Genomic DNA, 11,881 nt, shown 5'->3' on the forward strand with positions numbered 1-11,881 from the left:
AAAAAACAACACCGGGTTCCGGTATGTCTCTGGCATACCGGAACCTTTTGTTGTTTTTGTATATTGTCAGTCCCCGTCTCTATAAAATTTTAGATGCCAGTTCGGCTAATTCTGATCGTTCCCCTTTTTCCAGGTTGATATGGGCATATAATTTCTGCCCCTTCATCTTCTCAATGATATAGGCCAGCCCGTTGGTCTGGCTGTCCAGGTAGGGATGATCAATCTGGAAAATATCCCCGGTAAATACGATTTTGGTCCCTTCCCCGGCCCGGGTGATAATGGTTTTCACCTCATGGGGGGTGAGGTTCTGGGCTTCGTCAACGATGAAAAACACCCGGACAATGGACCGTCCCCGGATATATGAGATGGGGGTGATCACAATTTTCTCTTCCTCAATCAGCTCCTTTATTTTCTTCCCGTTGGTGCCGTTTTCGTTGAAGTGGTTCTGAATCACAGAGAGATTGTCGTACAACGGCTGCATATAGGGGTCCAGCTTGGAGGCGACATCCCCGGGCAAAAATCCAAGATCTTTGTTGCTAAGGGGCACCACGGGCCGGGCAATGAAGATCTGGCGGTAAAACTGCTTTCTTGCCAGGGCCGCAGCCAGTGCCAGCAGGGTTTTGCCTGTTCCGGCCTTGCCCGACACCGTGACCAGAGAGATATCCGGATTAAGCATGGCGTTGAGGGCAAAGGTCTGCTCGGAGTTTCTCGGCTTGATGCCGTAACATATCTTGGGCTGGATAAGCTTTACGGTCCTGCTGCCACCGTCAAAATAGGCCAGCGCCGACTTTGATCCGTTTTTCAGGATTACATTCTCATTGGAAAAAAATTCAAGCCCTTCCCCCAGCCGGTCGGTTTCTGCCTCGTAGGGCTTCTGGTATAAATCATCCAGTACCTGGGAACCGATGTTCTCTACCACCTTAAGCCCGGTATACATCTCGGAAATATTTTCCACAAATTTCGAATTATAGTTTTCCGTTTTAAGGCCGATGGACCGGGCCTTTAGCCGCAGGTTCACATCCTTGGTCACAAAGACTGCGTTTTTAAAATTATTTTGTTTAGCGATTGAATATGCGATGTTCAGAATCCGGATATCCGGGGTTATCTCACTGAAATTCTCCTGGATAATGGGATCCAGTGCCGTATCCAGCCGTATGGCGATGCTGCCTTTACCGTCGGCAACAGGCACGCCGCCGTTTAGCATTTTGTCGCTGGACAATGCATCCAGGGTCCGCAGAAAGTCCCTGGCATTGCAATTGATGACATTATTTCCCTTCTTGAACTTATCCAGCTCTTCGATCACCGTAATGGGGATAAAAATGTCATTGTCCTTGAATTGGTGAATGCAGGCGCTGTCATGGAGGATAACATTGGTGTCCAGAATGAAACTTTTTTTCATAAAGGTCTCCACATTAAATTTTCGGGATGAACATCATTTGGATTTATGATGTTTAAGTAAAGGACGATGGGGAGGGTTACCGGGCCTTTCTTCGCCGGTCTTCTGGGGGAGGCTGGTAAATAAAGGGTCTTTACCATAAACGATCCAGGCTGAAGTTAATATTCAGACCGGGCCGATGATCATCATTTAAGATAATCAAACCCGGCCATACCTACCATATAACTCTTCAAGTGCTATTTGTACACAAATTTTACAGATAATTGATTAGGAATATATTGGGAAAATGTTTTATTCGGTTCTCACCACCCGCTTGACCTCATTGACCTTCTTTACCCGGCGGATTTCAGACATGACACGGCGCAGCTGCTCAGAGCTTTCCACCATGATGGTGAAATAAAAGATACCGACCCCGTCCTGGCTGGTCTCGCTCTGGGCGTTGAGGATATTGATCTTGGCTTTGGAAATCACGGCGGCGATGTCGGCCAGAAGACCATGGCGGTCATCGGTTTTGATCCGGATGGAGGTGGGATAGGACTCCCTGAGTTCGCTGGCCCATTCCACCTCTATTTTTCGTTCACTGCTCATTTTCAGAACATTGGGGCAGTTTTTCCGGTGGATGGTAACACCCTGGCCCTGGGTGATATACCCGGTGATGGGGTCACCGGGCAGGGGGCTGCAGCATTTGGAAAATTTGACCAGGATATCGTTGAGGCCTTTGACAATAATGCCGGTGTCCCGCTTTCCTGTGGTTCTGGAGGCAATCTTCTCCAGATCGGCCTCTTTTTGCTCCTGCTCGAGTTCGGGGAGTACCCGGTTCAGCACCTGCCGGGCCGTGATTTTTCCGAACCCCACATGGGCCACAAGGTCCTCCACGGTTTTAAAACCGTATGATTGGGCCACCCGGCCGATCTCACCGTATTTGATCAGGGCGTTGAAATTCTGGTTCTGTTTTCTAAAGGTCTTTTCGCAGAGTTCCTTGCCCAGAGAATAACTGCGTTCCCGCTCCTTGGCGTTGATATAGGCCCGGATCTTGGTCTTGGCCTTGACGGTCTTAACAAAATTCAACCAGTCCCTGGAGGGTTCATGGCCCTTGGTGGTGATAATTTCAATGGTATCCCCGGTGCGCAGTTCATGGGCCAGGGGCACCATCTTGCCGTTGACCTTGGCGCCGGTGCACTGGGCCCCCACCTCGGTGTGGATACGGTAGGCAAAATCAACGGGCGTGGCTTTTTTGGGCAGGGTTTTGATGTCGCCCCCCGGTGTAAAAACATAAATTTCTCCGGGATACAGATCAATACGGACATTTTCCAGAAACTCATCCGGATCACTTAAATTTTCCTGGTTTTCCACCAGGTTCCGGATCCAGGCAAACAATTCACCCGTACTTTCATCAATTTTAGTCCCTTCCTTGTACGACCAGTGGGCGGCAATGCCGGATTCGGCAATCTTATCCATTTCATGGGTCCGGATCTGGATTTCCACCCGCTCCCCCCGGGGACCGATGACGGTGGTGTGGATGGACTGGTACATATTGGGTTTGGGATTGCCGATATAGTCCTTGATCTTGTAGTAGATGGGCTTCCACATGGAGTGGACCGCGCCCATGGCGGCATAGCACTGGGGAACGGTATCCAGGATCACCCGAAAGGCGATGACGTCGTAGACCTCGTCAAACTCAAGGCTCTGGGAAACCATTTTCTGGTAGATGGAATAGTGGGCCTTGTACCGCCCCTTGATCTCGCAGGGCAGTTCCATCTCCTCCATCTTGTAATGAAGGGAGGTGGACACTTCACGGATATAGGCCTCTTTGTCGTCTTTGGCACGGTTGACCAGTGCCTCGATATGGTCATGCTCTTCCCTGAGGGTATAGAAAAAGGCGATTTCCTCCAGTTCGTGCTTGATCCAGAAAATTCCCAGCCGGGCCGCAATGGGGGCGTAAATATCCAGGGTTTCCTGGGCAATGGCCGCCTGCTTTTCCGGCTTACGGTGGTACTTGAGGGTCCGCATGTTATGGAGACGGTCGGCCAGCTTGATGAGGATGACCCGGATATCGTCAGCCATGGCCAGGATCATTTTCCGTAGGGACTCGGCCTGCTGGGCGACCTTGGTGGCAGAGGGCAGGGCGGAAAGCTTGGTCACCCCCTCCACGATATGGGCCACATTCGAGCCGAAAAGACCTTCAATATCCTCTTTGGTGGCAGGAGTATCCTCAATGACGTCATGGAGCAGGGCGGCTGCAATGCTTTCCACGTCCAGCTTCATGTCCGCCAGGATATCGGCCACCTCCAGGGGATGGGAGAGGTAGGGTTCGCCGGAAAGACGGACCTGCCCCTCATGGACCCGTGCCGAATAAATATAGGCACGGTCGATGAGGGAAACATCCGCTTCGGGATTGTAGTCGTAAATTTTATCCAGTATGTCGGTAATTCGAATCATCTATCCGGCTGTTTGTTCCCCGTGGAACATTTAATAGGCTTTGGCAAATAGAACCCGTTTGTTACTTTTTTCCCCGCAGCAAATGCAGGTTCCTTCCTCTTCGGGGCTGTCAAAGGGGATGCAGCGGATGGTAACGGAAAGATCCTTTTTGATCTTTTCTTCACAATCGCCCGATCCGCACCAGTGGGCCATGACAAAGGCGCCGTTGTTGTACCCCTTGGCCTTTTTGTACAGGGCGTAAAATTCATCCTTGTCGTCAATGGTAAAGGTGTTCTCTTCTCTGTTTTTCAATGCCCGCTGGAACAGGGTGTCTTGGATATCATCCAGAATATCCGTAATGCCGTCAACGAATGCATCTCGGTCCATACCCTCTTTTTTGCCGGTGTCCCGGCGCGCCATGAACACGGCATTATTGGCAATATCCCTGGGCCCCAGTTCAATGCGCAGGGGAATGCCCTTTTTCACCCATTCCCAGCCCCTGGCGCCGCCGATATCCCTGTCGTCGATCTCGACTTCCACGGGGCGGCCGTGGTAGATTTTCTGGCTCAGGGCGGCCTTCAGGGCTTTTGCGCTTTCAAGGATTTCTGAATTGTCCCCGCCTTTTTTCACGATGGGCAGAATGACCACATGGGCCGGGGCCACCCTGGGGGGCACCACAAGGCCGTCATCATCGGAATGAACCATGATCATCCCGCCGATCATCCGGGTGCTGGTTCCCCATGAGGTGGTCCAGGCATAGGCTTCCTGGCCCTCTTCATTCTGGAAGGTGATGTCGGAGCCCTTGGCGAAATTCTGCCCCAGGAAATGGGAGGTGCCGGCCTGCAGCGCCCGCCTGTCCTGCATCATGGCTTCAATACAGGTGGTGTCATCGGCCCCGGGGAAGCGTTCGGATTCACTTTTCTGTCCACGGATCACCGGCATGGCCAGGTGCTCTTCCACAAATTTGGTGTAGACATCCAGCATCTGCATGGTCCGCGCCACCGCCTCTTCCTTGGTGGCATGGGCGGTGTGGCCTTCCTGCCAGAGGAATTCGCTGGTGCGCAGGAACATCCGTGTCCGCATCTCCCAGCGCACCACATTGGCCCACTGGTTGAGCAGGATGGGAAGGTCACGGTAGGATGAGGTCCATTTGGACATGGATTCGCCGATGATGGTTTCCGAGGTAGGCCTCACGATCAGGGGTTCGGCCAGTTCGCCGGCGGGTACCAGCCCCCCGTCCTCACCCTGTTCCAGCTTGTGGTGGGTGACCACGGCGCATTCCTTGGCAAAGCCTTCCACATGCTCGGCTTCTTTCTCAAGGTAGCTTAAAGGAATAAACAATGGAAAATAAGCGTTTTTCACCCCGGTTTCCTTGAACATGGCATCCATCTGCCGCTGGATGTTCTCCCAGATGGCAAATCCCCAGGGTTTGATCACCATACATCCCCGGACCGGAGAGTTCTCCGACATGTCCGAGGCCTTTACCACCTCCTGGTACCACTGGGCATAATCCTCGTCCCGGGTGGGGGTGATGGCAGTTTTAGCTTTTTTTCCCATTTATCTCCTCCGCTTCTTTAGTCATGGTATCTATTTCGTTAAGCAGTTCATCCACCAGGCAGTCCTGGTCTATTTTTCTGACGACTTTTCCCTTTTTGAACAATATGCCTTTGCCGTCGCCGCCGGCTATGCCGATATCCGCCTCTTTGGCCTCTCCAGGGCCGTTGACCACACAGCCCATAATGGCAACTTTAATCCTTGAAGACCGCTCAAGTAAAGCTTTTTCTGTCTGTTCGGCAATTTTAAATAAATCAATTTTGCACCGGCCGCAGGTGGGGCAGGAAATCAGTTCCGGCCCGTGGTGGCGGAGCCCTAAAGCCCGCAGAATTTCATATCCCGTCCGGATTTCCTCCACCGGGTCCCGGGTCAGAGAAACCCTTATGGTATCTCCGATGCCCTCGGAAAGCAGCATGCCGATGCCGATGGCGGATTTGGTAATTCCGGCATATAAGCCGCCGGCCTCGGTCACCCCGACATGGAAGGGAACATCCGTTAGGGGGGCCAGCATCCGGTAGGCCTCTACGGTCCGTTCCACATCCGAGGCTTTCAAAGAGACCTTGATATCGTAAAAACCCAGGTCCTCCAGTATCCGGATATTGGCCAACGCGCTTTCCACCATGGCTTTAGGCGTGGCCCCGTATTTTTTTTCAATTTCCTTTTCCAGGGAACCGGCATTCACCCCCACCCGGATGGGCAGGCCGTGGGCTTTGGCACAGTCCACCACCGCCCGTATCTTTTTTTCTTCACCGATATTGCCGGGGTTGATGCGCAGGCCGTCCACTCCGGATTCCGCCGCTGCCAGGGCCAGGCGGTAATCAAAATGAATATCCGCAATCAAGGGGATATGAATGCCATCCTTGATCCCTCGCAGCGCCCGGGCCGCATCCATATCCGGCACCGCCACCCTGACGATTTCACACCCCGCCTTTTCCAGGGACAGAATCTGGCCGATGGTGGATTGGACATCCTGGGTCTGTGTATTGGTCATGGATTGGACCGAAACCGGGCACTCCGACCCGACCTGCTGCTCCCCGACCCTAATCTGCCTTGTTTTCCGCCGCTCCCTGACCAATGCCATGGCTCACCTCATCCTGGGTATAAGTAAAACTGGGTAAAAATATAAAAAGCCTGTACCGGATTCCGCCTGGTCCAGGCAATTAATTACCAAAACTATAAGATATCACATCGTCGGTTCTTTTTTCAAGACGGCAACCTGTTTCAAGCCCATTGTTTTCCTAGTCATTCTAAGGGGAATCCGGATCAAACAGGTATTTTTGTTCATTCCGGTTGATGTTCCGGATCATCCACGCCCTGGAATCGGCCTTAACATGCGCCATCAGAACCGGAATCCGCCTGAGAATATGCAGTCCTGGATCCGGGCGCCACCCCAGGCGCTTTCGGGTATAGGCCGTGTCCACCACCAGGGGGCGGTCGGCGTAATCCAGCATCCATGCCCGTTCATAGGTATTCTGCAGCCTCAGGCGGTTGGCCAGGTATTTCCCATGGAGCATAAACTTTGCCAGGCCCGGGTGAACATGGATGGGGGCCGTTGAAAATCCGGAACGGTATGCCTTGCGGATCACAGGAAACAACTCCCTCTGGGATGTGGCGCCGGAGGGGGAGGCGAACAACACCTCATACCGGCCAAGGTCGCCGTCTTTTTCAATAATTTCCCGGACCATGCCCACCACATCCCGGCGGTGGATATATGGAAATCCTGCCAGCCCCCGGCCTGGCATCATCCGCCCCATAAAAGGCCTTCGCCAGAGTTTGATCAGGCTGAACAGGGGCGGCAGCTCGCACCAGTCGGTAAACACCCCGCCCAGCCGCAGCACCACCGCCGGCACCCGGCCGGCATTTTCGTAGCAGAGCCGTTCCCCCATCGCCTTGCTTCTGGCATAGGCTACCCGTCCACCGGGTGGAGAGGCTTCCGTAAGCACCTGGCCGGGATCAGGCGGTTCAAGGGCGGCGATACTCCCGGCAAAGAGCAGCCGCTTCACAGAGGCCCCGGCTGCCGATTCAATGATGTTCCGGGTGCCCGCCACATTGATACGGTCGTATGCTGCCTCCCATTTTTTCCCGAATCCGGTAAACGCGGCAAAATGGATCACATAATCTATGGGGCGGCCCCGCCCGGCAGCCTCCCTGAACACCCGGTCCACACACCCGGCACGGGAGACATCTCCCCTCATCCAGGTCACTCCGGATGCTGCCGCCTTCAGCTTTTGACCCGGCGGCCTCTGGTACAGCCCGATCACCCTGTGACGCGTGGACAGGTCCGCGCATAGGGCCGATCCTAAAAATCCGCAGGCCCCTGTAATCAAAATATTACAGCCCATATTTCCCCCTTTCCTTTTGAAGGAACAGGAATTGGCGGATTGCCTGACAGATAAAAATCCGCTACTCTATGATAGGTCTTTACCCTGGAATGGTAAAGGAGATTCCATGCCCCGGACAAAAGACATACCCCCCCAGGGATTCCCCCACCTATTCTCTCCCCTGGCCTGCGGTCCGCTTACCCTGAAAAACAGGCTGGTGGCCCTGCCCGTACACACCGGCTTTGCCTGCCCCGACGGAAGGGTCAGCACCTGGATGGAAAAATTTTATACCCGGCTGGCCGCATCTGGCGTCGCCCTGGTGGTGGTGGCCAATGCCGCAGTCTCCCCGGACGGAGTGGTCTCCCGCTTCAATTTAAGGGCCGACCGGGATGAATTTATTCCCGGCCTGGCCCGCCTGGCAGCCGCCGTCAAAGCCCGGGGCGCGATGGCCTGCCTCCAGCTCAACCATGCCGGGCGGTTCGCAAAAACACAGCGGCCCCTGCTCCCCTCCCCCATCATTGCCGGAAACCTGGCCTTTAATGTGGAGTCTCTCAAAGAGTTCATGGAATTTTTCCCCTTTGAAAAACGGTTCGGCCTGACCCGGTATCTTATCTCAAAAATCAGGACCTGGGGCAGCCCCATGACCGACGATGACAGGGAACGGGTGATCCGTGACTTCGGGGCTGCGGCCAAAAGGGCTGCAGAAGCCGGATTTGACATGGTGGAACTCCACGGGGCCAACGGATATCTCCTATGCCAGTACCTATCAAAATTCACCAATAAGCTGACCAACGAATTCGGCGGCAGCAAACGCCGGAGAGCGGCCTTTCCCCTGGCAGTGATCCGGGAAATCAAAAAACAGGTACCGCAAGGGTTTCCCTTCGGGTTCAGGCTGATCCTGAATGAATGGGTCCCCGGGGGGATTCGCCCGGAAGAAGCCGCAGACTTTGCCCGGTGCCTGGAAAAAGAGGATGCGGCCTACCTCTCCGTATCAGCCGCCACATATAACTCCCTGTTCACCCTTGAGGTTAGGAAAAAAATGGCAGTCCCCGCTTACCTGGAAAAAGAGACCGCCGGCCTGGCCCGCCAGATAACCACCCCCGTCATCATATCGGGCCGGATCACGACCCCGGCCAAGGCCGCATCCGTCATCCGCAAAGGCAGTGCCGATCTCATCGGCCTGGGCCGCCCCCTGCGGGCGGACCCTGAATGGCCGGCCAAGGCGCGCGGCTCCGGTAAAAAAATCATTCCCTGCATCAACTGCAACCACTGCATCAAACAGGTCATCCTGGAAAAAGGATTTTTATGCCGGCAATGGCCCCGGTGGCGCCAGGAACAGACCCTGCTTGAGCACCAGCTTTTGACCCGGAACCGCCGGTCTTTATGGATTGCGGCCCACCCCACAGACCTGGACACCTTCAAACCCTTTCTCCCCCTGCTTCTGCCCCCAGAAAAAAAGAAATCTGACCATGCCATTCTCCTGCGCTGCGATCCCCTGGAAAGCCAGAACCTTGACACACTCAAACAGGGCTTTTCCGCCTGGCTGGAGTGCCAGTTCGCCCCTTCAGGCCTCTCCGGCATCCCCCGCACCCATACCCTGGCCGCCTCCCTTGACACCTTTGAAGAGGCCATTGAAGCGGAAATCCGCCAGGGGGACTACGGTATCACCTTTCTGGCCGCCCGGCCGGACCAGCCCTGGCAAACCCACCTCCTATACAGAATCAGGGGAAAAACCATGGTCCTTTTAAATACCCACCCCCGGCCTTTCCGGGTTATCGTCCCCATCGACCTGTCGGAGACCACCCTGCTCCTGCTGAGGACCCTGGGGCAGACCCTGATGCAGATTCCCCTGTTTTCCTTTGATTTCATCCACATTGAAACCGGCAGCACAGCGGCGGCGCCCTCCCTGACCTGGAATGAGGCCGTAAAAATAACCGGGATGGACAGGTCCATCCCCCTGGAACGGATTAGAACAACCTCGGAGGTGGTCCCCGCCCTGGCCGAACTCATCCACCGGCGCGACTACGGCACCATCGCCATGGGCAAACGGGGCATCTCCGGCATCAAGCGATGGCTGTTGGGAAGCGTATCTGCAGGCCTGCTCAGGCAGTTGAACGATAGGTCCCTCTTCCTCATCGACTAGGCCCGGCCTCAGCCCTTTCAGCCTCTGACTTGATGCGGCACACGGCATGATTCCACACCACATCATGGGCAAAATCAGGAAACACCCCCCTGAACAGCGTCCAGAACAATTTTGTCCCCCAGGTATTGCCCCGCCTGTAGTCAAAGGCGGTATAGACCACCAGGCGATGATTCCCGTCCCGGGTGGGGCTGACCTCAAAAATTAACTTGCCGTTCCGGGTGAACAAAGGGGAGGGCAGGTAGACCAGGCCCCTGTATCCCACCCTTTTTGCCAGCCGGATATCCATGGCGACCGGGGCAAAAGAAAGCCTATACTGCACCACAGCCCCCTCTTCATTGGGGGCCCCGGCAATCCGAGCCACCGCCACGAACCTGAGCCGCAGAAAAGGGCTATCCCCCTCCCCGAACCGGCCAAGTTCCTTGAAAATGGTCCGGGCCGAGGCCCTGATTTTGACGGCATACATCCGCTCCATCTCGGGCCGGCCGTCCAGGTTAACCCCCAGGGAACGGGAAACGGAATCTTTCAGATACTGACGTTTCTCCTTGAGGACCACGGCCGGATACCGTCCGGTCCCCTTCCAGTTCAGGCCGAAAAACCACTCCGTTCCCTTGTTTCTCAAGGTTTTGACCAGCCCCCGTCCCAAAGACACCAATACCCTGCCCGAGGCCAGGGTCCTGAAAAGTGATCTGAAATCCTCGGCCCCGCTGCCCACCTGCCAGAGCAGCCGACCCACCGGCCACTGGTCCATGGTCCTGAATTTCATTTCCGTGGCAAAGGTCTGGTAAAGCATCCGGCTTAAAAATGAGGATTTCAATGCCTGTTGAAAAAGCCCCATGAGCCTGCGGCCGTATGTATTATCCCGCTGCAGCCATTGGCCGGCCGCATCACAGGCCCGGGCCAGGCTCATTTCATCCACCCCCCGGCCCAGCACCGTTCCCGCCAGTCCCCGGGTCAGGGCAAATGCCGAGTAGAGCCCGTCCCGGTAGAGCCGAGCCCCCAGGGCATCCCCGGCCAGGACCATTCTGTGGGCATAGGGAAACCGTGCCGGAGACACCGACATCAATGGAGTGCATGTACAGATGGGGGGACAATTTTCTGCAGACAGCCCCGGCAGAATATCCCGTACCCCGCCAAGGGAGAAAAAGGCCTGTATCAGAGTAGACGTATCACCGGGAAAGGCTGCCCGGTCAATGCTTTTTCCCATGAGGGCCACGGTCAGGCAGTCTTTTTTAGGCACCAGCACGGCATGGTCAAGGTCCAGCTCCGATGCCAGGGCCCGCCCTGCGGATACAATCACATAAAGCTCCCTGTCCATATATTTTTTCAGGTATGCCCGGCCCGGTTTCATCTCAAACACCAGGGCCCGCCGGGTTGCCGGGGGGCGGAACCCCGGCTGCAGCCGCGAGAAGGACCGGAAAACGCAGGAAAGGCCGCCGGCCGGACCATCATTGACCCCGGTGCTGATACATAAGAACTCCCCCTCCAGGAAAAATTGCCGGCCGTGGCCGCCGGCCAGGGCAACCCGGGGCAGTCCTTCCCGGGTCAAACAGATATCCCGTGCCTCTCCCCGGACCAATTCAGCCCCCATCTCCACGGCCCGTTCCAGCATAAAGCCGTCAAAGCCCCTTATTGCATCCGGCCGCTTTCCGGGCAGGGTCCCTCTGAATACAGAAAACACACGGGCGCCCCGGGGCACCTTCAATGGAAAATTCTTCCATTGCCCGTGTATCCATATATGGGAAAACTTATGGCAGAGTACGGAATCAGGAAGCCTTATCCCGTAATGGCCGAGCCCCTGGTGAAGCCGGGGGGAAAGCACCCCGGCACAAAAATTACACCCCGGCGCCTCCATCCTGCCGCCATCATCCTGGGCAGGCCCCATTCTCTTGTCGACAATGGTGACCCGGATTTTTCTACCTTCCTTTTTGGCCATGAAAAGCAGGTGAATCGCAAAAAACGCCCCGGCAGGTCCCCCGCCAAGCACAATTACCCGGGCATTGTCTGCCAGGGCGATGTTGTTTTCGCCATGATCTCCCATTGGCCTTCCTT

Annotated in this window: 7 protein-coding genes; 1 reads left to right on the top strand and 6 read right to left on the bottom strand. The window is 55.4% G+C overall.

What is annotated here, in order from left to right:
* Positions 1-79 precede the first annotated feature (79 nt).
* From HUN04_13765 to HUN04_13785, 5 genes are all read right to left on the bottom strand, one after another.
* Complete coding sequence (locus HUN04_13765) at positions 80-1,399, bottom strand: PhoH family protein (protein ID WDP90704.1); 1,320 nt, start codon at positions 1,397-1,399, stop codon at positions 80-82.
* Between the two features lie 288 nt (positions 1,400-1,687).
* Entirely contained in the window at positions 1,688-3,835 is a 2,148-nt protein-coding gene (locus HUN04_13770; protein ID WDP90705.1) for a bifunctional (p)ppGpp synthetase/guanosine-3',5'-bis(diphosphate) 3'-pyrophosphohydrolase, read from the bottom strand.
* 30 nt (positions 3,836-3,865) lie between these two features.
* Positions 3,866-5,371 carry a proline--tRNA ligase gene (locus HUN04_13775; protein WDP90706.1) on the bottom strand — a complete coding sequence of 502 codons (1,506 nt, stop codon included), beginning with the start codon at positions 5,369-5,371 and terminating at the stop codon, positions 3,866-3,868.
* Positions 5,355-6,449, bottom strand: a complete 1,095-nt coding sequence (gene ispG / locus HUN04_13780; protein ID WDP90707.1) for a flavodoxin-dependent (E)-4-hydroxy-3-methylbut-2-enyl-diphosphate synthase — start codon at positions 6,447-6,449, stop codon at positions 5,355-5,357. The genes HUN04_13775 and ispG overlap by 17 nt, the downstream gene beginning before the upstream one ends.
* Positions 6,450-6,615: 166 nt before the next feature.
* Positions 6,616-7,710 (bottom strand): NAD(P)-dependent oxidoreductase, encoded by a 1,095-nt coding sequence (locus HUN04_13785; protein ID WDP90708.1) that lies wholly within the window; start codon positions 7,708-7,710, stop codon positions 6,616-6,618.
* Positions 7,711-7,816: 106 nt separating this feature from the next.
* On the opposite strand from HUN04_13785, the gene HUN04_13790 reads away from it, so the two are divergent.
* On the top strand, positions 7,817-9,832 hold the full coding sequence (locus tag HUN04_13790) for a hypothetical protein (protein WDP90709.1): 2,016 nt from the start codon (positions 7,817-7,819) through the stop codon (positions 9,830-9,832).
* Here the strand turns inward: HUN04_13790 and HUN04_13795 are convergent.
* The gene (locus tag HUN04_13795) at positions 9,822-11,870 is read right to left on the bottom strand and encodes a hypothetical protein (GenBank protein ID WDP90710.1); all 2,049 of its coding nucleotides are present in this window, start codon (positions 11,868-11,870) and stop codon (positions 9,822-9,824) included. The genes HUN04_13790 and HUN04_13795 overlap by 11 nt on opposite strands.
* Between the last annotated feature and the right edge of the window lie 11 nt (positions 11,871-11,881).

Source organism: Desulfobacter sp., assembly GCA_028768525.1.
Taxonomy (GTDB): domain Bacteria; phylum Desulfobacterota; class Desulfobacteria; order Desulfobacterales; family Desulfobacteraceae; genus Desulfobacter.